A 24,532-nucleotide genomic window follows, 5' to 3' on the forward strand; every position below is an offset into this window, starting at 1 on the left:
GTCCGTGTGTGACGGGTGTTCTCGGCGAAGCGTGGTGAGCGACATCGGTATCCGGTAGGTTCAAAGCAACGGACTTTCCACGGAGCGAGAGAAACATCCGATGAAGCCGCACCAACACCTAACGATCGTACTTCTGATCTCATCTCTGGCGGGCCTGTCGCATGCTTACGCGTTAGGCCCTGAGGCATCGCGGCCCTCAGCCAAAGAGCTGGCACCTGTGCAGGTTGGGGTGAAGTCACCGCCCCTCTGGCTCTTCAGCAAAGGGGACAAGAAGCTCATCGTCCTGGGCACACAGTTGCCACTCCCCGACTCGGGAATTCTGGTGAAGGAAGCGATACGTGACCATATCCGTCGCTCGGATGTCGTGATGACGGGGCCAGGACTGCGCGCAGGAGACGGAGTGGGTCTCGTTCGGGGATTAACGATGATCTCCAGCATGCAACGTGCGCAGAAGAACACGTCAGGGCGCAGGCTCGCGGATGTACTTCCGCATCAATCCTATGAGAGATGGCTGGCGCTGAAAGCCACGTACATTGGACGAGATGATGGAGTGGAAAGAAAGCGACCCATGTATGCAGCCTACTCGCTGTACACCGCTGCATTAAAGCGCAATGGAATGACTGATATCCCCTCGACAGGCGCTGTTATCGCAAAAGAGACCAGGGACGCGGGGCTGCAGCGTCTGGATGCCCGGTACAGACTGCCGACCGATGGGCTGCGTAAAGCAGTCAAGCAGTTCGATGTTCCATTGGATTCAGATGTGGCCTGTATGGAGAAGACACTGGACTCCCTGGAGGCCAATCTGCTGTTCTCCCCGGCTGCCGCTGAAGCGTGGTCAGTCGGTGACATGCAGCGGTATCGTGACGTTGAACGTCGCTACGTCCCAATCGACTCCTGCTGGGCCAGGCTGACCAACGAAGCAATGGCTCGCAGCTCGGGTGTCGCGGATCCCTACGGCATGGTCGAATCGACGTGGCTTGAAACCCTTCACCGCGCCTTCGAAACGAACAACACGGTGTTCTCAACCCTCCCGGCTCGTGATCTCGTTGACGCAACTGGCCTCGCCCGGAAGCTGCAAGAGGATGGATACAGCCTGACGGCGCTGTTCGACAATCCTAGTTGAGTGTCAAATCAGTGGCGTAATGGACATTCTTGCGTTGAAGGCGCCTGTCTTCCAGCGACCTCTCTCTCATGCTGGGGCGGCAGCTGGGGCATTGCGTCAGCCGGGCGAGATGCTCTCTGCAACGGATGGACGCTCCCGCGCCGCCGCACTCCAGGCGCGCAGGCCGAATACTGCCAGCCCCAGGAAGAACACATACAGCGCGGCCGTGACGTGCAGCGACTTGAACAGGTACGCGCCCACATAGACCACGTCCACCCCGATCCACACCCACCAGCACGCCACATGGCGGCGCGCCTGCCACCACTGGCCGACCAGGCTCAGGGCGGTCAGCATCGCGTCCAGCCATGGCAGCGCGGCATCGGTGAAGGTGTGCATGACCGTGCCCAGCGCCACGCCACCGCACAGGCCGATGATCAGGTCACGCAGCAGTTTTCCGCGTGCCAGGGGCACGATGCGGATGCTGCCCTCGTCGGCGGCGTGCTGGCGCCAGTTGATCCAGCCATAGACCAGGAAGCCGGCGAAGGCGACCTGCAGCAGCGTGTCGGAGTACAGCCTGGCCTCGGCGAACACCAGGCCGTACAGCGCCACCGACAGCAGGCCGACCGGCCATGCTGCCAGCCGCCGGCGCGCCATCAGCCATACGCCCAGCACGCTGCACAGCGCGGCGGTCCACTCGAGCACGGCGCCGCTCACAGCGCGAACGTCACCGACAGGCGTGCCTGTCGCGGTGCGCCGGGGAACAGGTAGTAGTCACCGCCGCTGCTGCCGGTGTCGCGCCAGTAGAAGCGGTTGAACACGTTGTCCACCGACAGGTTCCAGGTCACGGCGCGCTCATGCACGCGGTGGCGGAAGCGCAGGCCGGCATCGAACACCGAATAGTCCGGCGCACGCACGCCGCCGTCGGCACGGGCCACATTGGCGGCGGCATAGCGCCAGCCACCGGTGACATCCAGGCCCTGCACGAACGGCAGTGCGTAGGCCAGATGCACACTGGTACGCACCTTCGGCACGTTCACCAGCTGATGGCCTTCCTGGCCCGGCGTGCCGGTATCGCGTGCACGCGCCTGCAGCACGCTGGCGCTGGCGACGATCTGCAGCGCATCGGTCAGCTGGCCGTTGGCGGTCAGCTCCAGGCCGGTATGGGTCTGCGTGCCGCGCTCGACGAAGGTGTAACCGGCATCGCTGTCATCCGGCATGGCGTACTGGTAGGGCTGCGAGATGCGGAACAGCGCGGCGCCCAGGGTGAGCGAGGCAGCTGGCACGTACTTGACGCCGGCTTCCAGCTGCCGTGACTGCACCGCCGGCAGGAAGGCATCGGCGTTGGAGGTCCAGAACGGTGCCTCCTGGCCCAGCGCAATGCCGCGCACATAACTGGCGTACGCGTTGAGCTGGTCGGTGGCCTTCCATACCAGCGCGGTCTGCGGCAGGAAGCGCGACAGCCGGCTGTGCCGCTGCGGCGTGCCGCGCTTGTCGTAGGCGCGCTCGTCCAGGCGGACGAAGCGGCCACCGGCCAGCCATTGCCAGTCATCGCCGAACTGCATGCGGTCCAGCGCGAACACGGCGGTCTGGCGGCTGTCCAGACGCCGTGCGGACGGGCCGGGCATCAGCGGCGAGGGCTCGTACACCGGCACCTGCGTGTCGTGGATGTTGCTGCTGCCTACGTACTCGTTGACGCTCGGTCGCCTGTCCACCGTGCGGCGGAACGTGTCGGCGCCGACCGTCAGCTGGTGGCCGACGCTGCCGGTGTCGAAGCGGCCACGCAGCTCGGCGCGCGCCTGCTGGTTGCGGCGGGTATCGTCCGGACTGCGGTAGTCGTAGATGTCGTAGTCGCCGTTGGGGGCGAAGTAGTTGCCGGGCACGCTGCCGTCAGCGCATGCGTCGGCGTAGTAGCAGCCATAGGCGAAGGCGACGTTGTCGTCGATCACCGAGCGGCTGTGGCCCACCGACAGCCGCGACTGCCAGCGCTCGTTGAAGTCGTAGGTGTGTACGGCGGTGATGTTGGTGCTGGCGATCTCCACCGGGCGCTGCCACGGCTGATAGCCCAGCAGGTGCTCGCGGTCGACGCCACGAGGCAGCTCCCGTGCGCCCAGCAGCTGGTAACCGGACACCGAGCGCTGCGAACTGGTCTGGTAGTTGGCGTCCACTTCCAGCTTGCCGCGCTCACCGATCAGCCAGTCCGCTGCAAGCGAATAGAAGTTGCGGCGGCCGTCGGCGTGCTCGACGTAGGACTCGCTGCCCTCCCAGGCGGCATTGAGGCGGATGCCGAAACGCGGCGTGATCCAGTGGCCGACATCGACGGCGGCATAGCGCGAGCCTTCCGAATCGGTGCCGAGGGTAGCCGCGCGCACTTCCGCCGGGCGCTTGCCGATGTAGTTGATGATGCCGCCGGGCGCCATCACGCCCGCGGCGAGGCCGGCTTCACCCTTCAGGATCTCCACCGCCTGCACGTTCTCCAGCGCCAGCCGCTGCTCGCCGGCGATGGCCAGGCCGTTGAAGCGGTAGCCGGTGGCGGCATCGAGCGCGAAGCCGCGGATGGCGACGTTCTGGTAGTAGCCCACCGGCGCGTAGGCATCACCGAGCGAGGCGTCATTGCTTGCCAGTTCGGACAACGAGCGCACCTGTCGACGGTCGAGGTAGTCGCGTTCGAGCACGTTCACCGAGGCCGGGGTGTCCTTCCAGGAGCCGGCGCCGAATGCACTGACCCGCGCGCTGTCGGCCGCCGGCCTGCCGGCCTGCACGCGGACCGCTGCCAGCTCGGTGGGCGAACGTTCGCCGCTGTCGGCTGTCACGTCGGGGGAGGCTCCAGCCTCGCTGGCATGCAGCGGCAGCGCGGCACAGAGGGCGAGAGCGAGCAGGGTGGGACGCAGGCAGCGGTTCATTCGATTCGTCTTCGGACAACAGGGGAGACGAAGCGACGGCGCGCAGGTGCACCGGCCCGGAACGGGGGTGTGGCTGCGGCTCAAAGCTCCCTACGCCGGTGCAAACCGGATCAGGTTCCAAGGGACTCTCTCAGCCTGCAGATCCAGGCACCCCCGCTTCAGGCCGCTATTTCACTACAGATGGCAGGGATTTGCGAGCCGATGCCCTTCAGGCGGCGGCATGCAGCGCCTGCAGCAGGGCCTGGCCGGGTGCGCTGGCGAACCACGCGGCATGGCCCAGCATGAAGGGATACCAGGCGACATCGGCGTTCGCCGTCGAGCCGGTGATGCCTTCGAAGTACTCCACTTCGGACAGTGCGAAGTCGAAGTGGACCATCGGCAGCAGGTCCGCCAGCAGGTGCAGGCGGGTGGCCGACAACGGCAGCACTTCGCGGTAGCCGTCGAGCAGCGCCAGCGCGATGTCGATGCGCACCGCCTCATGGCCCCGCTCCAGCTCCAGCCAGGCCACGGCATTGCGCTCGATCGCGGTGGCCAGGTCGAACAGCGCGCTGGTGGGTGAGGCGAGGCCGAAATCCAGCACGGTGCTGACGTCGTCGCCGCGCCACAGCAGGTTGGAGACATGCCAGTCGTTGTGCGCCCACAGCGGCGGCTCGGCGGACAGGCGCGCGGCCAGGCCGGCATGCCAGGGCAGGACGTCGCGGCGCAGCTGCGCCTGCCACGGAATCCGCGCCAGGTAGCGCGCCAGTCCCGGGCGGTCGGGAAGACCCGCTTCCAGCGCGCTGATGGGGGCGGCGGCGCGGATCAGCTCGTCGCGTGCCACCAGGACATGCGTGCTGCGCTGTGGGACCTGGTAGCTGGCGGCGGCCTGATGCAGCCGGGCCAGCATGCGTCCGGCAGAACGCGCCCGTGCGATGTCCGTCAGCAGCGTCCAGGAGGCGGCGTCGCGGTACAGATCGTCACCCACCCCCGGTGAATGCAGTTCATAGGTCCAAGGCCCATGCTCGATGGCGCTGTCGCCTCCGGCGGTGGGCAGAACCTTCACCACCGGCACGCCGGCAGCGTCCAGATGGGCGATGAAGCGGTGTTCTTCCTGCAGGCAGGCGGCACTGCGCACGCTGCGGTGGTGGCGCTTGATGAACACCCGGCCGCGGGAACCCTCGACCAGCGCGGCGGCCGACAACGGCCGGGGGCTGTGCCAATGCAGGGCGCTGTCCGCGTCCAGCACCGGATAACGGCGGGCCAGCCAGGCAACCTCGGCTGCATCGATCGCGGGCCAGTCGGCAGCGACCTCATCGTTGTTGAGGCCCTGCACGCGGTGGGCGGTGGAGGTCATGCGGGGGCCGGGGGCAAAGGAGTCATCCAGGGCTGCGCATTCAACGCCATGGACGGCCCGGACGCAAACGGGCGGGTCATCGACCCGCCCGTTGCCGGTGATGCCGGGCAGTGCCGGCGAGGGTTACCAGCCGCGGTGGCGACCGCGGTCGTGGTAGTAGCGGCGGTCGCTGTCGCGCCAGCGGCGGTCATGACCGCGGTCCCGATAGCCATAGCCCCGGTCGTAGCCGCGATGGTAGCGGCGGTCATAACGGCGGTCGTGGCGGTCCGGGGTGGTCAGGTTGCCGATCGCGCCGCCGGCCACGGCACCGCCGACGGTGGCGGCCGGATCGCCATTGGAAATCAGGTGGCCGGCGACGCCGCCCACCACCGCACCGACGACGGTGCGCTTGTCCTTCCTCGACATGGCGCTGGCGTCGCTGACCACGGCGACACCGGCCAGCAGGGCCAGGGCCATCGCCACGCCACGCCACGGAAGCTGAGAGCGGAAGTACTGAGCATGTTCGGTTCTCCTGTAGGGGCATGCCACGGTGGGCAGGGAGGGCGCGGGCGCCCTGGCTGCCGTAGTGACCACGCTGGCGCCCGGAGATTGCCGGAACATTGCGTGGGCCACTGGGCGGCGTGCGTATTCATCTAGCGTCAGGCGGCATGAAGCCTGCCTGAAAGTTCAATGGCCGGATGGACAGGATTCAGATTTTGCCGTCACGCAGATAGTCGAACAGCTCCGCATCGCCTTTCAGGCCCAGCTTCAGCATCGCATCGCCCTTCTGCCGGCTGATGGTGCTGACGCTCTTGTGCAGCTGCACCGAGATCTCCTTCACCGTCATGCCGGTGCCGAGCAACCGCAGCACCTCCAGTTCGCGCGGCGACAGCGGTTTGCCGTCGCCTTCGCGCATGCGCCAGCTGCCGGCGGCCTCGACCCGCTCGCGCAGGCTGCGGCTGATATACAGCTGGCCGCGGTTCACCGCCTGGATCGCCTGCGGCAGCTCGTCCATCGACGAACTCTTGTCGACCAGGCCGAGCACGCCGCTGTCGAGCACCATGCGCAGGATCGCCAGGTTGCTGGAAACGCTGAGCATCAGCACCTTGAGGTCGGGATGGCGGCGCCGGATCATGCCGATCATGGCGAAGCCATCGGCCTGGGGACTGCCGGGCATCGAATAGTCGGTGACCAGCAGGTCGCATGGCTGGCTGGTCAGCAGCGCCATCAGCGCCTGGGCGCTGTCGGCTTCACCGACGACCTGGCCAACGCCGCTGGACTCGATGACGGCGCGGGTTCCGATACGGACCACGGGGTGGTCGTCTGCGATGATGATGCGCAAGCTCATGCTCTAGTATGACCACCGGGCACGCCGGACCGCGACCATCGCGGCTCCTGGCAGGATTCTAGGAGATCAACGCCGATGCGTAGCTGGGCTGTTCGCGGGCGGGTCCTGCTGCTGGCCATGTTGGGTCCTGCCGTCGCCTGGGCGCAACTCGCGCCCGGCCCATTGCCGTTGAGTCCCCTGCAGCGCGAATACCTGACCGCGCACCCTCGCATCGTCGTCGGGCAGTATGACAGCGGTTGGCCCCCTTTCGAGTCGATCCACGAAGACAAGCAGGTCGGCCTGGGGCCGGACTACTTGTCGCTTTTGGCCCGTCGTCTGGGCGTGAACATCGAGGCGCGTCGCTATACCGACTGGACGACGGTACTCGATGCGGCGTGCCGGGGCGAGGTCGATGTGGTCATGAACATCGGGCTCAGTGCGGACCGCACCCGTTGCATGGTCTATACCTCGGCCTATGCGGAGGCCCCGCTGGCCGTGGTTGGACGGCCCGGAGACCTGCGCGCTTCGGAGATGCCGGACCTGGACGGCCTGCGCGTCGTGATCGAGCAGGATTTCCTGACCGCACCGCAGGTGCGTGCACGATTTCCGCGCGCTCGACAGCTTGTCGTAAGTGACACGTTGACCGCATTGCAGATGGTCAGAGACGACAAGGCCGACGTCTACATCGGCAACGCCTACGTCGCCAACGAACTGATCGGGCGCCATCAGCTGAAGGGGGTGGCCCTGCTGCGGCCCAGCGATCTGCCTCCCGAACGGCTGCACTTCGGTGTCCCCAACGGCAAGCAGCCGCTGGCCGAGGCCCTGGACCTGGCGCTGGCTGCCACCAGCCAGGCGCAGCGGGACGCGCTGGCCCAGCGCTGGCTGCGGCCTCCGGAATGGTCCGCGTCGGCGCAGCTGGCCCTGAGCCAGGCCGAAAAGCGCGTGCTGCAGCAGCCGTTGAAGATCACCTTTGCGCCCAATGCCGCGCCGCTTTCGTTCACCGACGACGACGGCCAGCCCAGCGGCCTGACCAGCGAGTACCTGCGGCGGCTGATCCAGGTCGGCGCCAACCTGAAGGTGGAAACCAGCCACGACTGGTTCGAGGTGCGCGAGAAGGCGCTGCAGGGTGAGGTGCAGGCGGTGATGGGCATTCCCACCGATTCGCGCTACCTGGGGCCGGACTGGGTGTTCAGCCAGCCCTTCATCAGCGTGCCGAGCGTGATCGTCGGCACGCGCGACAGCCCGGCGATCCTGGGGCTGGCCGATCTGCAGGGCAAGCGCGTGCTGCTGTCCGACCCGGAACGCCTGCGCGGCTACGTGCTGCAGCAGGCGCCACGGGCAAAGATCATTCCCGCGCGCAGTGGCGAGCAGGCGTTGCAGCGATTGGCCAATGGCGAGGCCGATGCCTACGTGGGCAACCTGGTCCTGGTCGATCACCTGTTGCGCAACCGCTTCCCGGGCCGTCTGCAGATCCTTGCGCCGGCCGGATTCGGCGACCAGCTGGCGCTGGCTGTCGACCGTCGCCATGCCGCCCTGGCGACCACCTTCGACCGCCTGCTGCTGCAGATGTCACCGCGGGAGCATGAGGCGCTGCGGGGCGACTGGCTGGCCGTGGAATATCGCAGTGGCGTGGACTGGGACGCCGTGCTGCATTGGGGGCTTCCGCTGCTGCTGGTACTGCTGACCGGGGCGGTGGTGCATGGCGTCGGTCACTGGCGGCTGCGCCGGGAGGTGGCCGGTCGCCGCCATCTGGAGCAGCGCCTGGCCGAGGTCACCGACAATCTGCCTGCGGTGGTCTACCAGGCACGTCGCGACGCGGACGGCAGCCTGGCCTTCCCCTTCATCGCCGGCGACCTGCAGGCACTGTTCGGCATTCCGCGGCAGCGTGCCGAGCAGGATGCGCAGGCGCTGCTGGCGCGGATCGAGGACACCGACCGCCAGGCCGTGCTGCAGGCCATCGACCAGGCGGCCCGCCAGTTCGCGCCGCTTGCCTTCGAGTTCCGCCTGCTGCCGGGTGATGACGGCACGCCCGCGCGCTGGGTACGCAGCCAGGCTCACCCTTACGCCACCGAGGCCGGCGCCGTCACCTGGAGCGGCTACTGGGTGGACGTGACCCAGGCACGCGTACAGGCCGATGCGCTGGCGGCGGCCAAGATCGAGGCGGAACAGGCGGCCGAGGCCAAATCACGCTTCCTGGCCACGATGAGTCATGAGATCCGCACGCCGATGAGCGGTGTACTGGGCATGCTGGAAGTGCTGGCGCACTCGCCGCTGGATGCAGAACAGCAGCGCATCCTTGCCGTGATCGAGGATTCTGCGCAGATGCTGCGGCAGATCCTCGATGACATCCTCGACTACTCGCGCATCGAAGCCGGCGCGCTGCGCCTGGAACCGGTGCCATTGTCACTGCGGACGCTGCTGGAAGGCGTGTGCCGGCTGATGTCGGCGCAGGCCAGCGCGCGTGGCCTGGCCCTGCACGTGCAGATCGATCCGCAGCTGGCTGCGGCGCATGAAGTGGATGGCGTGCGCCTGCGGCAGATCGTCTTCAACCTGCTCAGCAATGCCATCAAGTTCACCGCGCAGGGCGATGTGTGGCTGCGGCTGGAGGTGCTCGGGCCGACCACCGCCGATGGCAGTCAGCCGTTGTGCCTGAGCGTCATCGATACCGGCATGGGCATCGCGCCGGAACAGCTGCAGCACCTCTTCGCGCCGTTCACCCAGGCCGGTGCATACATCCAGCGCGACCATGGCGGAACCGGCCTGGGCCTGAGCATCTGCCAGCGGCTGGTGCAGATGATGGACGGCACGTTGACGCTGCAGAGCACGCTCGGCGAGGGCACCCGCGCGGAGGTCCGTCTGTCGCTGGTGGAAGCCGGCATCGAGGACGTCGCCGTGCTGGCGAGCGAGCACGAGCAGGCGGCGCTGCTGCCGACCGCGCTGCGCCAGAGCCGCGTGCTGGTGATCGAGGATCATCCGACCAACCAGGCGATGATGGCCTGGCGGCTGCAGCAGCTGGGCCTTCCGCACGTGCTGGTGAGTGATGGCCAGCAGGCGCTGGACCGGTTGGCGTCGGAACGCTTCGACCTGGTGATCACCGATTGCCGCATGCCGGTTCTCGATGGCTTTGCGTTCACCCGCCTGCTGCGCGAGCGCGAAGGCCGCCAGGGCCAGGCGCGCATGCCGGTACTGGCATTGACGGCCAGCGTGCTGGACGACGACGCGCGACGTTGCCGCGAGGCCGGCATGGATGAGGTGCTGGCCAAGCCGTTGTCGCTGGCTACGCTGCGCGCGGCGTTGATGCGATGGCTGCCGCAGGCGTCCGTGGCACCGGAGGCGACCGCCGAGTCGTCCGCAGCGGTGGAGGGCGACGCATCGCTGGACCTGGCGGGCCTGCAGCGGCGCTTCGGTTCGCATGCGGTCGCCGTGCAGCTGGCCGCCACCCTGCTGCAGGCCAGCGAGGTGGATATCGCGGCCGTGCAGCGTGCGGTGCAGGCCGGCGACCGCGAGGCCGCCGCCCTGCACCTGCATCGCCAGGCCGGGGGGCTCGGGGCGGTGGGTGCGCATGCGCTGGCAACGCAGGCCAATGCCCTGGTCGAACGCCTGGAAGACGCCGGAGAAGTGGACAGCGCGCCGTTGTTCGCCGAAGTCCAGGCGTTCCTGTCACGCCTGCAGCAGCAGCTGCAGGGGCTGTCTCACTGAGCGGACTGCTGCTGCAGGTAAGCGATCACCAGCGCACGTCGTTCGGCGCTGGGAAACGCGTTGTACATGCGCGTGCCGGGCACCTGCTGCGTTGGTGACTGCAGGAAGGCATCCAGGGTCTGCGCGGTCCAGACGATATCGGCTCGGCGCATGCCCTGCGAATAGCCATAGTCGGGCAGGCTGCCAGCGCGGCGTCCGATCACACCGTGCAGGTTGGGGCCGAACCGGTGGATGCCACCGGCCTGCACCGTGTGGCAGCCCGCACACAGTTCGAATGCGCGCTGCATCGCCTGTTGTCGCGCCTGCTCAGGCGTGGCCGGTGGCGTGGCCGTGCGCTGGCATCCGCTGCACGCCAGCAGCAGGACGAGGGCAGGGAGCAGACGGAAGGCACGCATGGGCGGAGAGGATAGCCGTGGCCGCCGCGGGCCGGGCTGCGACACGCGGTCGCAGCCCCCTGCGGTCACATGCCCGAGTAGTTCGGGCCGCCGCCGCCCTGCGGGGTCACCCAGACGATGTTCTGGGTGGGATCCTTGATGTCGCAGGTCTTGCAGTGCACGCAGTTCTGCGCGTTGATCTGCAGGCGTGCGTTGTCGGCTTCGCCAACGAACTCGTACACGCCGGCCGGGCAGTAGCGCGCTTCCGGGCCGGCGTACTCGGCCAGGTTCACCTTCACCGGAATGCTCGGATCTTTAAGGGTCAGGTGGCTGGGCTGGTTCTCGTCGTGGTTGGTGCTGCTCAGGAACACCGAACTGAGACGGTCGAAGGTCAGCACCCCGTCCGGCTTCGGGTAGCTGATGCGGGTGTGCTGGGCCGCCGGCTCCAGGCAGGCGTGGTCCGGCTGCGTACGGTGCAGCGTCCACGGCGGGTTGCGCACGCCCAGCTTGGGCAGCAGCCACTGCTCCACACCGGTCATCAGCGTGGCCACGGTCTGGCCCTTCTTGAACCACTGCTTGAAGTTCTTGGCCTGCTGCAGTTCGGTGAACAGCCAGCTGGCTTCGAAGGCCTGCGGATAGGCGCTCAGTTCATCGTGCTGGCGATCGGCGGCCAGCGCGTCGAACGCGGCGTCGGCGCACAGCATGCCGGTCTTGATCGCGGCATGGCTGCCCTTGATGCGGCTGGCGTTGAGATAACCGGCCTCGCAACCGACCAGCGCGCCACCGGGGAACACCGTCTTCGGCAGCGACAGCAGGCCGCCGGCGGTGATCGCACGCGCGCCGTAGCCGATGCGGGTACCGCCTTCCAGGTGCTTGCGGATCTGCGGATGGGTCTTGAATCGCTGGAATTCCTCGAACGGGCTCAGCCACGGGTTCTTGTAGTCCAGGCCGACCACGTAGCCGATGGCGACCTTGCCGCCGTCGGCGTGGTAGAGGAACGCGCCGCCGTAGGTGTCGCTGTCCAGCGGCCAGCCGGCGGCGTGCACCACCAGGCCCGGCTCATGCCTGGCCGGGTCGATCTGCCACAGTTCCTTGATGCCGATGCCGTAGGCCTGCGGGTCCTTGCCTTCGTCCAGCTTGTAGCGGGCGATCAGCTGGCGGCCGAGGTGGCCGCGCGCGCCTTCGGCGAAGACCGTGTACTTCGCATGCAGCGCCATGCCGCGCTCGAAGGCCGGGCCGATGCTGCCGTCCTTCTCGATGCCCATGTCGCCGGTGGCCACGCCGATCACTTCGCCGTTGTCGCCGTACAGCACCTCGGCGGCGGCGAAGCCGGGGAAGATCGCCACTTCCAGCGCCTCGGCCTGCTGCGCCAGCCAGCGGGTCACTTCGCCCAGGCTGATGATGTAGTTGCCTTCGTTGTGGAAGCACTCCGGCAGCAGCGCATTGGGCGTGCTGCGCGACCCGGTCTCGCTGAGGAACAGGAACTCGTCGCGGGTGACCTTCTGCTTCAGCGGTGCGCCGCGTTCGGCCCAGTCCGGGAACAGTTCGGTCAGGGCGCGCGGGTCCATCACCGCGCCGGACAGAACATGTGCACCGGGCTCGGAGCCCTTCTCCAGCACGCACACCGACAGTTCGCGGCCGGCTTCGATCGCACGCTGGCGCAGTCGGATCGCGGTGGCCAGGCCGGCCGGGCCGGCACCGACGATCACCACGTCGAACTCCATTACTTCACGCGGGGGCAGGGCGTTGGCTTCAGCGCTCATCGATTGCATGACTCGTGGGTAGTGCCGGTAGCAGGGCCACCGGCGGTTGCCTGGAAATCGCGCGTGCAGCCACGGCGAAACGGTTGTTTGAATGTGTCAGGGTACCGGGACGGGCGTGATCGAGCTAGATCGCCGATGTTCACGTCGTGATTGCTGCAGTGCAGCGTACGCCCGCAGCCGGGTGGGTGCCGACCTGGGTCGGCACGCGCTTCCCGGATGACCGACAATGGCCCGGTCCCGACTGCGTGTGAGTGCCATGGCCCTGGATCCGTACGACCTGTTCGATGTCCGTTCCCTGCTCAGCGAGGAAGAGCGCGCAGTACAGGACAGCGTGGCCCGTTTCACCAACGAGCGCGTGCTGCCGATCATCGGCGATGCCTTCGACCAGGCGCGCTTCCCGGCCGAACTGGTACCGGAGATCGCATCGCTGGGCCTGCTGGGCGCGACACTGCCGGCCGAATACGGTGGCGGTGGCCTCGGCGCGGTCAGCTATGGCCTGATCTGCCAGGAGCTGGAGCGCGGCGATTCGGGCCTGCGCAGCTTCGTTTCGGTGCAGAGCTCGCTGTGCATGTATCCCATCTACGCGTACGGCAGCGAGGAACAGCGCCAGCAGTGGTTGCCGGCGATGGCACGCGGCGAACTGATCGGCTGCTTCGGCCTGACCGAGGCGCACGGTGGGTCCGACCCGGCCAGCATGAAGACCCGAGCGGTACGCGACGGCAGCGACTGGCGCATCAGCGGCAGCAAGATGTGGATCACCAGCGGCCCGGTGGCCGACCTGGCCATCGTCTGGGCACAGACCGAGGACGGCATCCAGGGCTTCGTGCTGGAGAAGGGCATGGCCGGTTTCACCACGCAGGAAATCAAGCACAAGATGAGCCTGCGCGCCTCGTTGACCGGCGCGCTGTTCTTCGACGATGTGCGCGTGCCCGACAGCCACCGCCTGCCGAACGTGAAGGGCCTGAAGGGGCCGCTCGGGTGCCTGACCCAGGCGCGTTACGGGATCAGCTGGGGCCCGATCGGCGCGGCCATCGCCTGCCTGGATGAAGCGCTGGGCTACGCCAAGGAGCGCGTGCTGTTCGGCCGCCCGCTGGCCGCCACCCAGAGCGCGCAGATCAAGCTGGCCGAGATGGCGCGACGCATCACCACCGCGCAGTTGCTGGTGCTGCAGCTGGGCCGTCTGAAGGAGGCCGGAAAGCTGCAGCCGCAGCAGGTCAGCCTGGCCAAGTGGAACAACTGCCGCATGGCCATCGACATCGCCCGCGAATGCCGTGACCTGCTCGGCGGCGCCGGCATCACCACCGAACACGTGGCGATCCGGCACGCGCTGAACCTGGAATCGGTGATCACCTATGAAGGCACCGAGACCGTGCATCAGCTGGTGATCGGCCGCGAACTGACCGGCATCAACGCGTTCTGACAGCGGGTTCCGGTGGGTGCCAACCTTGGTCGGCACATTTCTTCGGCGCGCATCCGGGCATCGGTGCGGACCAAGGTCCGCACCCACCATAAGCAGGTCACACGTACGTGTAGAGCCGAGCCCATGCTCGGCTGCTTCCTCTCACGCGCCGCCGGCAAACCCGTGCTGCCGCCAGGCTTCATACATCACCACGGCAACGGTGTTGGAAAGATTGAGGCTGCGGTTGTCCGGCCGCATCGGCAGGCGCAGGCGGCGGCCATCCGGCAGTGCATCGAGCACGTCCTGCGGCAGGCCACGGCTTTCCGGGCCGAACAGGAAGGCATCGCCCTCTTCAAAGGCCACGCTGTCGTAGCGCACGCTGGCGCGGGTACTGAGTGCGAACAACCGCTTCGGTGCAATCCGCGCCAGCGCGGTGTCCAGATCAGGATGCACCTGCAGGCGCGAGTACTCGTGGTAATCCAGGCCGGCGCGCTTGAGCTGCTTGTCTTCCAGTGCGAAGCCCAGTGGCTCGACCAGGTGCAGCTGCGCGCCGGTGTTGGCGCAGAGCCGGATCACATTGCCCGTGTTGGGCGGGATTTCCGGTTGGAACAGGATCACGTGGAACTGGGGTGCGGCATTCATCGGCGCAGTGTACCTGCGACGGCGGCCCGTACGGCGCACGCCCTGCCAGGGCAGGGCGGGCACCGCTTACGGGCGCAGCAGGACCTGGGCGGTTTCGGTGGCCAGGGCCTGCAGGTCGGCCGCGCTCGGACGCACCTGCAGGGTCGGCAGGTTGACGATCACCTGGTTGGCGACGCTGGTGGCGGCGGCGGCCAGGGTGGCGGCGTAGCGCTGGGCTTCCAGTTCGGCGGCCAGGGCGACGCGCTGTTCCAGGCTCGGGCGCACTTCCACCGCGGCCAGGGTGGTGATCGGCAGGGCGGCGGCGACCGGGGCAACGGTGAAGCCGTCGCGTTCGGCCAGCTGCTCGGCGCTCGGCCGCACTTCCACCGTGGCCAGGGTCGGGATGCTGCTGGCGCGCTCCCAGGCCTGCTGGGCCAGCTGGTCGGCGGCAGGACGAACCTGCACGGTGTCCAAGGTCTTGATGGATTCGGAGGCCTGCACCGACGAAACAACCGCGGTGCCGGCGATCAGGGCGATGGCGATGGCAATGGTCTTGGCGTTCATGACGGGGCCTGTTTAGTGTTGTTGAGCGGTGGTGTGGTAGTAAGGTAGAACACCAATTCGGGGGATGCAAGGAAAATTTTCGATTTCTTGCATTTGTTCAGTCTTCAGTCAGCTTTTGTCTGAAGCCCTTCTTGGCGCAGGAAGTACCAAGCAAACCCCGTGCCAACTTTTAATCATTGATTTGAAAGGGTTTTTATTCCGCCTGAAAGTGTCCGCGGGGCGGACACCTGTCCATCCGAGGGGGCGCGGACACTGTCCGGACGCGGGGGCGGGGGAGGCGTGACTGCTGTCGGGGGCGGCCGACAAGGCCCTGAACGGCTGCGAGGGCAAACACCCCCAGTGACTGCTGGCGGATTCCGGGCACCGGATGGGCACGCTAGGATCGGGCTTCACCAACGTGACCAAGGATCCGGAAATGTCTCTCGCCCTGCGCCCGCGTGCTGCACTGCTCGCTGTTGCCCTCAGCACTGCCCTGGGCACGCTCGCGCCCACTCCTGCACTGGCGGCCAAGACGGTCACGCCGGCCAAGGTCGATATTCCGTTCGAGCAGTTCACCCTGCCCAACGGGCTGCGCGTGATCGTGCATACCGACCGCAAGGCGCCGATCGTGGCGGTGAACATCTGGTATCACGTCGGCAGCAAGGACGAGCCTGCGGGCCGCACCGGTTTCGCCCACCTGTTCGAACACCTGATGTTCCAGAGCAGCGAAAACCACGACGGCGAGTATTTCGAACCGTTCAAGCAGGTGGGTGCCACCGGCCAGAACGGCACCACCAATACCGATCGCACCAATTACTTCGAGAACGTGCCGACCACCGCGCTGGACATGGCGTTGTGGATGGAGTCGGACCGCATGGGCCATCTGCTCGGTGCGATCGACCAGGCGGCGCTGGACGAGCAGCGCGGCGTGGTGCAGAACGAGAAGCGCCAGGGCGAGAACCAGCCCTACGGCCAGGCCTGGGAGAAGCTCAACCGCGCGATGTACCCGGCCGGCCACCCGTATCACCACAGCGTGATCGGCTCGATGAACGACCTCAACGCGGCCTCGCTGGATGACGTCAAGACCTGGTTCCGCACCTGGTATGGCCCGAACAACGCGGTGCTGGTGCTGGCGGGCGATATCGACGTGGCCACGGCCAAGGAGAAGGTGGCGCGCTACTTCGGCAGCATCCCGGCTGGTCCGAGCATGGCGCAGCCGAAGGTCGACGTGGCCAAGCGCCCGGCCGACACCCGCGAGACGATGACCGACAAGGTGCCGCAGTCGCGCATCTACCGCGCCTGGAACGTGCCGCAGGTCGGCACCACCGACGTCGACCAGCTGCAGCTGCTGGCCTATGTGCTCGGCGGCGCCAAGTCCTCGCGCCTGAGCCAGCGACTGCAGCACCAGGACAAGCTGGTGGACAACATCAGCGCCGGCGCCTACGCCTCGCAGCTGGGTTCCAACTTCATCGTCATGGCCACGGTGAAGCAGGGCCAGGATCCGGCCAAGGTCGAGAAGATCATCGACGAAGAACTGGACCGGTTGATCAAGGAGGGCCCCACGGCCGACGAGCTGGCGCGTGCCAAGACCGGCTCGCGCGCAGCGTTCATCCGCGGCATCGAGCGCATCGGTGGTTTCGGTGGCAAGGCCGACGCACTGGCCGAATGCGCGGTCTACACCGGCGACCCGGGCTGCTTCCGCACGTCGCTGGCCAACATCGACAAGGCGACCGCGGCCGACCTGAAGCGCCTGGGCGCACAGTGGCTGGACGTCGGCAGCCACACGCTGGTGGTCGAACCGGGCGAGCGCGTGGCGCTGAAGGAAGATCCCTCACAGGCGCCGAAGCCGTTCAACGTGCCGGCGGTGGACCCGAAGTACAGCACTCTGCCGGAGCAGGTGGACCGCAAGGCCGGCGTGCCGCAGACCCGTGAATTCCCGCAGCTGAAGTTCCCCGCCCTGCAGCGCGCCACGCTGAAGAACGGCACCCAGGTGGTGCTGGCCGAGCGCCACGAGATTCCGGTGGTGCAGTTCAGCTACCAGTTCCCGGGTGGATTCACTGCCGACCAGGGCCGCAAGCCGGGCACCGCCAACTTCACCATGAACCTGATGACCGAAGGCGCCGGCAAGCTCGGCTCGCTGGCCTTCGCCGATGCCGCCGATGCGCTGGGTGCCAGCCTGGACGCCGGTGCCGGCCTGGATTCGGTGACCGTGGACCTGTCGGCACTGAAGGAGAACCTGGTGCCATCGCTGGCCCTGTACCGCGATCTGCTGCGCGAGCCGCGCTTCGAACAGGCCGAGATCGACCGGGTCAAGGCCACCTGGATCGCCGGCATCCAGCAGGAGAAGGTCAACCCGAACGCGGTGGCCATGCGCGTGCTGCCGCCGCTGCTGTACGGCAAAGGCCATCCGTACGCCATTCCGTTCACTGGCAGCGGCGATGAAGCGGCCATCAGCAGCCTCACCCGCGAGGATCTGGTCGACTTCCACCGCGACTGGCTGCGCCCGCAGGATGGCACCCTGATCGTGGTTGGCGATACCACGCTGGCCGAGATCGTGCCCCTGCTGGACAAGCAGCTGGGCGACTGGAAGGCCACGGGCGATGCGCCGCAGGTGAAGGCGGCCACCGATGTGGCGCTGCCGAAGGGCCCGCGCGTGTTCCTGATCGATCAGCCGGGTGCGGTGCAGGCAAACCTGTTCGCCGGCCAGGTGGTGCCGCCGTCCAGTGACGCCAGCTCGACCCGCTTCGATATCGCCAACGGTGTGATCGGCGGTGACTTCACCTCGCGCCTGAACATGAACCTGCGCGAGGACAAGCACTGGTCCTATGGCGCGCGCAGCAGTGCGCCGAACTCGGTCGGACAGCGGCCGTGGGCGGCCAGTGCCCCCGTGCAGATCGACAAGACCGGCCCGGCGCTGGCCGAGATGCAGAAGGAAATCGTCGAGTTCAGCACGGGCAGCAAGCCGGCCACCGCTGCCGAGGTCAACCGCATCCGCAACATCCAGACGCTGAGCCTGCCGGGCGCCTATGAGACCGCCAGTGCGGTCGCCGCGACCATCAGCAGCATCGTGCAGTTCAAGCGGCCGGATGATTATGTGCTGCGTCGCAAGGCCGAGATCGAGGCGATGACGCCGGCCCAGGTGCAGCAGGCTGCGGCCGAGATCAAGCCGCAGGCGCTGACCTGGGTAGTGGTGGGCGACCTCAAGCAGACCGAGCCGGCCGTGCGCGCGCTGAACCTGGGCGAGGTGACCGTGCTGGATGCCGAAGGCAAGCCGGTCAAGAAGTAAGGGACAGGCCTGCCCGCCAAAGCGGGCAGGCTTCCCCGGGTAGCGCCGGGCCACGCCCGGCGGCGCTTCGGCGGCCACGGATACCGCGCTGCGCGATCGCCGGGCATGGCCCGGCGCTACCAGGGGGCCTCCCGGCTACCCTCGATTCAGGCGGTTCAGGCAGAATCCCCCTCATACCCTTCCAGGATCTGCCCATGCGCGTTCTGCTGCTTTCCTCCCTGCTGCTCACCGTCACCGCCTGTACCTGGGTGCCGATCGAACCGGCCGGGAAGACCGTCCGCGTGCTGCCGGCCGGCCCGGCGCCGACCGGCTGCATCACCAAGGGCGAGGTGGTGGTCACCGTGAAAAGCAAGGTCGGCTTCTACAACCGCAACCCGCTGCGCGTGCAGGAAGAACTGGAAACGCTGGCCCGCAACGAGGCCCCCAGCGCCGGCGCCAATGCCGTACAGGCCGCCGCACCGCCGGCCGATGGCAGCCAGCGCTTTGCCGCCTTCCAGTGCCCGCCGCGCTGAATCCTTCACCATACGGGCAAGCCTGAATTCGTAAAGATGCGGTGAAGGCCCGGGGGGTTATAGAATAGCGCCCCCTTTTGCCTGAGCCTTGGCGCTAACCTCGATGCTCTTCAAGAATGTCTCGATCGCCGGCCTGGCACACGTCGATGCGCCTCATACGCTGACGACGAAGGAAATCAACGAACGCCTGCAGCCGACGCTGGACCGGCTGGGCATCCGCACCGACGTGCTCGGCGATATCGCGGGCATCCACGCCCGCCGCCTGTGGGACAACGGCGTGCTGGCCTCGGATGCGGCCACCATGGCCGGTCGCAAGGCACTGGAAGATGCCGGCATCGAAGCCACCCAGGTCGGCCTGCTGGTCAATACCTCGGTCAGCCGCGACTACCTGGAGCCGTCCACGGCCTCCATCGTCTCGGGCAATCTGGGTGTCAGCGACGAATGCATGACCTTCGATGTCGCAAATGCCTGCCTGGCTTTCATCAATGGCATGGACATCGCGGCGCGCATGATCGAGCGCGGTGACATCGACTATGCGCTGGTGGTGGATGGCGAAACCGCCAACCTGGTGTACGAGAAGACGCTGGAGCGCATGACCGCGCCGGACGTCACCGCCGACGATTTCCGCAACGAACTGGCGGCGCTGACCACCGGTTCGGGCGCTGCCGCGATGGTGATGGCGCGCTCGGAACTGGTGCCGGATGCCCCGCGCTACAAGGGCGGCGTCACCCGTTCGGCGACCGAATGGAACCAGCTGTGCCTGGGCAACCTGGACCGCATGGTGACCGACACCCGCCTGCTGCTGATCGAAGGCATCAAGCTGGCGCAGAAGACCTTCACTGCGGCCAAGATCGCGCTGGGCTGGGCGGTGGAAGAACTGGACCAGTTCGTCATCCACCAGGTCAGCCAGCCGCACACCGCAGCGTTCATCAAGAACTTCGGCATCGACCCGAAGAAGGTCATGACCATCTTCGGCGAGCACGGCAACATCGGCCCGGCGTCGGTACCGATCGTGCTGAGCAAGCTCAAGCAGCTGGGCAAGCTGAAGAAGGGTGATCGCATCGCGCTTCTGGGCATCGGCTCGGGTCTGAACTGCTCGATGGCCGAAGTGGTCTGGTAAACAGACCCCTGCGTTGAATCCTGGGGCCGGTACTACCGGCCCTTTTTACAGGTGCGACCCGATGTCCAAGCTTCCCGGTTACCCCGCCCATCCCCAACGCTTCGAGGTCCGCCCCGGCCTGTCGATGAACTATCTCGACGAGGGCCCGCGCGACGGTGAGGTGGTGGTGATGGTGCACGGCAATCCGTCGTGGAGCTATTACTGGCGCACGCTGGTGGCCGGCCTGTCGGACAAGTACCGTTGCATCGTGCCCGACCACATCGGCATGGGCCTGTCGGACAAGCCCGATGACCGTGGCTATGCGTACACGCTGCAATCGCGCGTGGATGACCTGGATGCGCTGCTCAGGCACCTGGGCATCACCGGCCCGGTGACCCTGGCCGTGCACGACTGGGGCGGCATGATCGGCTTTGGCTGGGCGCTGTCGCACCACGCGCAGGTCAAGCGGCTGGTGGTGCTCAACACCGCCGCGTTCCCGATGCCGGCAGCGAAGAAGATGCCATGGCAGATCGCGCTCGGACGGCACTGGAAGATCGGCGAGTGGATCATCCGCACCTTCAATGCCTTCTCCGCCGGCGCATCGTGGCTGGGCGTGGAGCGGAAGATGCCCGCCGACGTGCGCCGCGCGTATGTATCGCCGTACAACAGCTACGCCAACCGCATCAGCACCATCCGCTTCATGCAGGACATTCCGCTGGGCCCGGCCGACAAGGCGTGGTCGCTGCTGGAGCGTGCAGGCAAGGCGCTGCCGTCGTTTGCCGATCGCCCGGCCTTCATAGGCTGGGGCCTGCGCGACTTCGTGTTCGACCACCATTTCCTGCAGGGCTTCCAGGCGGCGCTGCCGCAGGCCCAGGTGCATGCCTTCAAGGACGCGGGCCACTACGTGCTGGAAGACAAGCACGAGGTGCTGGTGCCGGAGATCCGCGCCTTCCTGGACGCGAACCCGATCTGATCGGATCCCCTCGGTAGCGCCGGGCCATGCCCGGCGTTGTCGTACAGGGGGTCAGAGCCCTTCCGTGCCGGAAGCGGGCCCGACCCCGACCGTCACGCCGCGATCGGCGCCTGCGGCGGAGACGACGGGCTGCTGCCGTTGTCGTCCGGATGATCGTCGTCGTTGTCCGCCTCGTCGCGCCAGCGCCAGTCGGCCAGCGTCAGCGGGTCCAGGCCGTAGGCGATGCGGGCCTTGTCGCACTGCGGGCTGGCCTTGCCGTACTCCCATGAGGCATCCACTTCGCGGCAAACGCTGGGCCGGTTGGGGTGGATCGTGCAGCGCGAATACACGCCGATCTGCGCATCCAGTGCCACGCAGCGCACCGGTTTGGAGTGGGTGCCGCGCATGCACAGGCGATGCGGGTCGAGCACTTCGGTCAGCTGGTGGGGCACGCCGCCCGGGGTGACCTCGTCCGATTCCATCCAGTGGAAGGCCACGCGGTACTGGGTGCAGCAGGCGCCGCAGGTCATGCAGGGGTGTTGCATGGGCAAGCCGCCTCGGGCGGCAGTCGGAATCGGGAACGAGGCTGCGGATTTTCCACGAAGTGAGCCGCCGCGCAAGAAATTCCGTAAGCGGCGACAATGAACGGATGAACCGACCCTGCAACATTGCTGCGCGGTTGCCTGAACTGGCCCGTGAACGCCCCGACCAGATCGCCATCCGCTGCCCCGGCCGCCGCGGCGCCGGCAACGGCATGGCGGCCTACGATGTGACCCTGGACTATCGGCAGCTGGATGCCCGCAGCGACGCCATGGCCGCCGGCCTGGCCGGCTACGGGATCGGGCGCGGCGTGCGCACGGTGGTGATGGTGCGGCCCTCGCCGGAGTTCTTCCTGCTGATGTTCGCCCTGTTCAAGCTGGGTGCGGTGCCGGTGCTGGTCGATCCCGGCATCGACCGGCGCGCGCTGAAGCAGTGCCTGGACGAAGCCCAGCCGGAGGCCTTCATCGGCATCCCGCTGGCCCACGTGGCACGGCTGGCGCTGCGCTGGGCGCCGTCGGCGACCCGCCTGGTCACGGTGGGACGGCGGCTGGCCTGGGGCGGGACCACCCTGGCCGCGCTGGAGCGCGCGGGCGCGCAGGCCGGGCCGATGCTGGCGGCCACCGACGGCGAGGACATGGCCGCGATCCTGTTCACCAGCGGCTCCACGGGCGTGCCCAAGGGCGTGGTCTACCGCCATCGCCATTTCGTCGGCCAGATCGAGCTGCTGGGCAGCGCCTTCGGCATGGAGGCCGGCGGGGTGGACCTGCCGACCTTCCCGCCCTTCGCCCTGTTCGATCCCGCATTGGGGTTGACCTCGGTGATCCCGGACATGGACCCCACGCGGCCCGCGCAGGCCGATCCGGCACGCCTGCATGATGCGATCCAACGCTTCGGCGTGACCCAGCTGTTCGGCTCGCCTGCGCTGATGCGGGTCCTGGCCCGCCATGGCCGGCCGCTGCCGTCGGTGACCCGGGTGACCTCGGCCGGTGCCCCGGTTCCGCCGGATGTGGTCGCCACCATCCGTGGCCTGCTGCCGGCCGGCGCGCAGTTCTGGACGCCGTACGGTGCCACCGAATGCCTGCCGGTGGCGGTGGTGGAAGGCCATGAACTGGAGCGCACCCGTGCGGCCACCGAGGGCGGTGCGGGTACCTGCGTGGGCAACGTGGTGGCCCCGAACGAAGTGCGCATCATCGCCATCGACGATGCACCGCTGGCCGACTGGTCGCAGGTACGCGTGCTGGCCACCGGCGAGGTGGGCGAGATCACCGTGGCCGGCCCCACCGCCACCGACAGCTATTTCAATCGTCCGCAGGCCACCGCTGCGGCGAAGATTGCCGAAACGCTGGCCGATGGCAGTACCCGCATCGTGCATCGCATGGGCGATGTCGGCTATTTCGACGCGCAGGGCCGTCTGTGGTTCTGCGGACGCAAGACCCAGCGCGTGGAAACCCCGCACGGCCCGCTCTACACCGAACAGGTCGAGCCGGTGTTCAACACGGTGCAGGGCGTGGCACGCACCGCGCTGGTCGGCGTGGGTCCCGCGGGCGCGCAGGTGCCGGTCCTGTGCGTGGAGCTGCAGCGTGGACAGTCCGACAGCCCGGCGCTGCATGAAGCGCTGCGCGCCCTTGCCGGCGCACGCCTGCCCGAGGCCGGGCTGCAGCACTTCCTGGTGCATCCGGCGTTTCCCGTCGATATCCGTCACAACGCCAAGATCGGCCGCGAGAAGCTCGCCGTCTGGGCCAGCGCCGAACTGGAGAAGCGCGCATGAAGATCCTGGTCACCGGTGGTGGTGGTTTCCTTGGCCAGGCGCTGTGCCGCGGGCTGGTCGAGCGCGGCCACCAGGTGCTGGCGTTCAACCGCAGCCACTACCCGGCGCTGCAGGCGCTGGGAGTGGGCCAGATCCGTGGCGACCTGGCGGACCCGCAGGCCGTGCTGCATGCGGTGGCCGGTGTCGATGCGGTATTCCACAACGGTGCCAAGGCCGGTGCCTGGGGCAGTTACGAAAGCTACCACCAGGCCAATGTGGTCGGCACCGACAATGTCATCGCTGCCTGCCGTGCCCATGGCATCGGCAAGCTGGTCTATACGTCCACACCGAGCGTGACCCATCGTGCCACCCACCCGGTGGAAGGACTGGGCGCGGACGAGGTGCCCTACGGCGAGGATTTCCAGGCGCCGTATGCGGCGACCAAGGCGATCGCCGAACAACGGGTGCTGGCCGCCAACGACGCAACGCTGGCCACGGTGGCGCTGCGCCCGCGCCTGATCTGGGGGCCGGGCGACCAGCAGCTGGTGCCGCGCCTGGCCGAGCGCGCACGGCAGGGCCGGCTGCGCCTGGTCGGTGATGGCAGCAACAAGGTCGACACCACCTACATCGACAACGCCGCGCTGGCGCACTTTCTGGCATTCGAGGCGCTGGGCCCGGCGGCGGCCTGCGCCGGCAAGGCCTACTTCATCTCCAATGGCGAGCCGCTGCCGATGCGCGAACTGGTCAACAAGTTGCTGCAGGCCGTGGGCGCCCCCCCTGTGGAGAAGGCAATCAGCTTCAGGACCGCCTACCGGATCGGTGCGATCTGCGAGCGCCTGTGGCCGCTGCTGCGGTTGCGCGGCGAGCCGCCATTGACCCGTTTCCTCGCCGAGCAGCTGTGCACGCCGCACTGGTACAGCATGGAGCCGGCGCGCCGTGACTTCGGTTATGTGCCGCAGGTCAGCATCGAGGAAGGGCTGCGTCGGCTGAAGGCCGCGTCGTCATGACGGCAGCCTCACGGCGCTGAAGACTTCATCGCGCGCAGAACCGGCCATCACCGGTTGCACACCGCCGGACCGCGAGGATGGACCCCACGCCACCCACGGCCGAATATCTGCGAGGAGCGCCATGCTGCATTACGCCGTCATTTTCTTCGTCATCGCCATCATCGCCGCCGTGCTCGGTTTCTCCGGCATCGCCGGCGCGGCCAGCAACATTGCCTGGATCCTGTTCGTGGTGTTCCTGGTCCTGGCGGTGATCTCGATGTTCCGCAAGCGCGGCTAGTGAGCCCCGGAGCAGTGCCGGTCGATGGCCGGCACTGCTCCGGCGGGTGCGGTTTCCTGTAGTACCGGGTAT

At 67.5% G+C, this 24,532-nt stretch carries 20 protein-coding genes and 1 riboswitch; of the genes, 10 read left to right on the forward strand and 10 right to left on the reverse strand.

All coding sequences use genetic code 11. From position 1 onward, the window contains the following. The first annotated feature begins 100 nt into the window (after positions 1–100). Positions 101–1,123, forward strand: coding sequence for a TraB/GumN family protein (locus tag ACZLIF_RS01030; RefSeq protein ID WP_128989288.1), 1,023 nt, complete (start codon positions 101–103; stop codon positions 1,121–1,123). Positions 1,124–1,219: 96 nt separating this feature from the next. On the opposite strand, the gene pnuC is transcribed toward ACZLIF_RS01030, so the two are convergent. From pnuC to ACZLIF_RS01055, 5 genes are all read right to left on the reverse strand, one after another. Further along, complete coding sequence (pnuC, locus tag ACZLIF_RS01035) at positions 1,220–1,804, reverse strand: nicotinamide riboside transporter PnuC (RefSeq protein WP_128989290.1); 585 nt, start codon at positions 1,802–1,804, stop codon at positions 1,220–1,222. An 8-nt stretch (positions 1,805–1,812) separates the two neighbouring features. Continuing rightward, positions 1,813–4,002, reverse strand: coding sequence for a TonB-dependent receptor (locus ACZLIF_RS01040; protein ID WP_128989292.1), 2,190 nt, complete (start codon positions 4,000–4,002; stop codon positions 1,813–1,815). A 70-nt stretch (positions 4,003–4,072) separates the two neighbouring features. Then, a riboswitch (TPP riboswitch) is annotated at positions 4,073–4,167 on the reverse strand. 43 nt (positions 4,168–4,210) lie between these two features. Further along, entirely contained in the window at positions 4,211–5,335 is a 1,125-nt protein-coding gene (locus ACZLIF_RS01045) for a phosphotransferase enzyme family protein (protein WP_128989294.1), read from the reverse strand. Positions 5,336–5,458: 123 nt separating this feature from the next. Further along, the gene (locus tag ACZLIF_RS01050; RefSeq protein ID WP_128989296.1) at positions 5,459–5,791 is read right to left on the reverse strand and encodes a glycine zipper 2TM domain-containing protein; all 333 of its coding nucleotides are present in this window, start codon (positions 5,789–5,791) and stop codon (positions 5,459–5,461) included. 232 nt (positions 5,792–6,023) lie between these two features. Continuing rightward, positions 6,024–6,662, reverse strand: coding sequence for a response regulator (locus ACZLIF_RS01055; protein ID WP_053518414.1), 639 nt, complete (start codon positions 6,660–6,662; stop codon positions 6,024–6,026). Positions 6,663–6,737: 75 nt separating this feature from the next. On the opposite strand from ACZLIF_RS01055, the gene ACZLIF_RS01060 reads away from it, so the two are divergent. Then, the gene (locus ACZLIF_RS01060; RefSeq protein WP_128989298.1) at positions 6,738–10,340 is read left to right on the forward strand and encodes an ATP-binding protein; all 3,603 of its coding nucleotides are present in this window, start codon (positions 6,738–6,740) and stop codon (positions 10,338–10,340) included. On the opposite strand, the gene ACZLIF_RS01065 is transcribed toward ACZLIF_RS01060, so the two are convergent. Then, entirely contained in the window at positions 10,334–10,735 is a 402-nt protein-coding gene (locus ACZLIF_RS01065; RefSeq protein ID WP_053518416.1) for a c-type cytochrome, read from the reverse strand. The genes ACZLIF_RS01060 and ACZLIF_RS01065 overlap by 7 nt on opposite strands. A 65-nt stretch (positions 10,736–10,800) precedes the next feature. Beyond that, positions 10,801–12,477: an electron transfer flavoprotein-ubiquinone oxidoreductase gene (locus tag ACZLIF_RS01070; protein ID WP_128989300.1), complete on the reverse strand. Its 1,677-nt coding sequence runs from the start codon at positions 12,475–12,477 to the stop codon at positions 10,801–10,803. Between the two features lie 256 nt (positions 12,478–12,733). Here ACZLIF_RS01070 and ACZLIF_RS01075 point away from each other — a divergent pair, with 256 nt between their 5' ends. Further along, positions 12,734–13,897 (forward strand): acyl-CoA dehydrogenase family protein, encoded by a 1,164-nt coding sequence (locus tag ACZLIF_RS01075; protein ID WP_128989302.1) that lies wholly within the window; start codon positions 12,734–12,736, stop codon positions 13,895–13,897. A gap of 141 nt (positions 13,898–14,038) precedes the next feature. On the opposite strand, the gene ACZLIF_RS01080 is transcribed toward ACZLIF_RS01075, so the two are convergent. Both ACZLIF_RS01080 and ACZLIF_RS01085 read right to left on the reverse strand, forming a co-directional pair. Beyond that, positions 14,039–14,518 (reverse strand): tRNA (cytidine(34)-2'-O)-methyltransferase, encoded by a 480-nt coding sequence (locus ACZLIF_RS01080; RefSeq protein ID WP_262100933.1) that lies wholly within the window; start codon positions 14,516–14,518, stop codon positions 14,039–14,041. A 66-nt stretch (positions 14,519–14,584) separates the two neighbouring features. Then, a complete protein-coding gene (locus ACZLIF_RS01085; protein WP_074902293.1) occupies positions 14,585–15,061 on the reverse strand; it encodes an XAC0231 family protein in 477 nt (158 codons plus the stop codon). A 415-nt stretch (positions 15,062–15,476) separates the two neighbouring features. On the opposite strand from ACZLIF_RS01085, the gene ACZLIF_RS01090 reads away from it, so the two are divergent. The 4 genes from ACZLIF_RS01090 (at position 15,477) to ACZLIF_RS01105 (ending at position 20,910) form a co-directional block, all read left to right on the forward strand. Further along, positions 15,477–18,326, forward strand: coding sequence for a M16 family metallopeptidase (locus ACZLIF_RS01090; RefSeq protein ID WP_128990718.1), 2,850 nt, complete (start codon positions 15,477–15,479; stop codon positions 18,324–18,326). A 194-nt stretch (positions 18,327–18,520) separates the two neighbouring features. Then, entirely contained in the window at positions 18,521–18,838 is a 318-nt protein-coding gene (locus tag ACZLIF_RS01095; protein ID WP_053518422.1) for a DUF4156 domain-containing protein, read from the forward strand. Positions 18,839–18,941: 103 nt separating this feature from the next. Next, positions 18,942–19,958, forward strand: coding sequence for a 3-oxoacyl-ACP synthase III (locus ACZLIF_RS01100; protein ID WP_008264841.1), 1,017 nt, complete (start codon positions 18,942–18,944; stop codon positions 19,956–19,958). Positions 19,959–20,019: 61 nt separating this feature from the next. Further along, positions 20,020–20,910, forward strand: a complete 891-nt coding sequence (locus ACZLIF_RS01105) for an alpha/beta fold hydrolase (RefSeq protein WP_053518424.1) — start codon at positions 20,020–20,022, stop codon at positions 20,908–20,910. Positions 20,911–21,002: 92 nt separating this feature from the next. On the opposite strand, the gene ACZLIF_RS01110 is transcribed toward ACZLIF_RS01105, so the two are convergent. Next, entirely contained in the window at positions 21,003–21,434 is a 432-nt protein-coding gene (locus ACZLIF_RS01110; RefSeq protein ID WP_053518425.1) for a YkgJ family cysteine cluster protein, read from the reverse strand. 104 nt (positions 21,435–21,538) lie between these two features. On the opposite strand from ACZLIF_RS01110, the gene oleC reads away from it, so the two are divergent. The 3 genes from oleC to ACZLIF_RS01125 all read left to right on the forward strand — a co-directional run bounded on the left by oleC (position 21,539) and on the right by ACZLIF_RS01125 (position 24,460). Further along, positions 21,539–23,197, forward strand: coding sequence for an olefin beta-lactone synthetase (oleC, locus tag ACZLIF_RS01115; RefSeq protein ID WP_111186524.1), 1,659 nt, complete (start codon positions 21,539–21,541; stop codon positions 23,195–23,197). Next, positions 23,194–24,183: a 2-alkyl-3-oxoalkanoate reductase gene (gene oleD, locus ACZLIF_RS01120; RefSeq protein ID WP_128990716.1), complete on the forward strand. Its 990-nt coding sequence runs from the start codon at positions 23,194–23,196 to the stop codon at positions 24,181–24,183. Before oleC ends, oleD begins: the two co-directional genes overlap by 4 nt. Before the next feature lie 121 nt (positions 24,184–24,304). Further along, positions 24,305–24,460 carry a DUF1328 domain-containing protein gene (locus ACZLIF_RS01125; protein WP_004153593.1) on the forward strand — a complete coding sequence of 52 codons (156 nt, stop codon included), beginning with the start codon at positions 24,305–24,307 and terminating at the stop codon, positions 24,458–24,460. Positions 24,461–24,532 lie beyond the last annotated feature (72 nt).

Source organism: Stenotrophomonas sp. 2201_Sma (assembly GCF_056486685.1).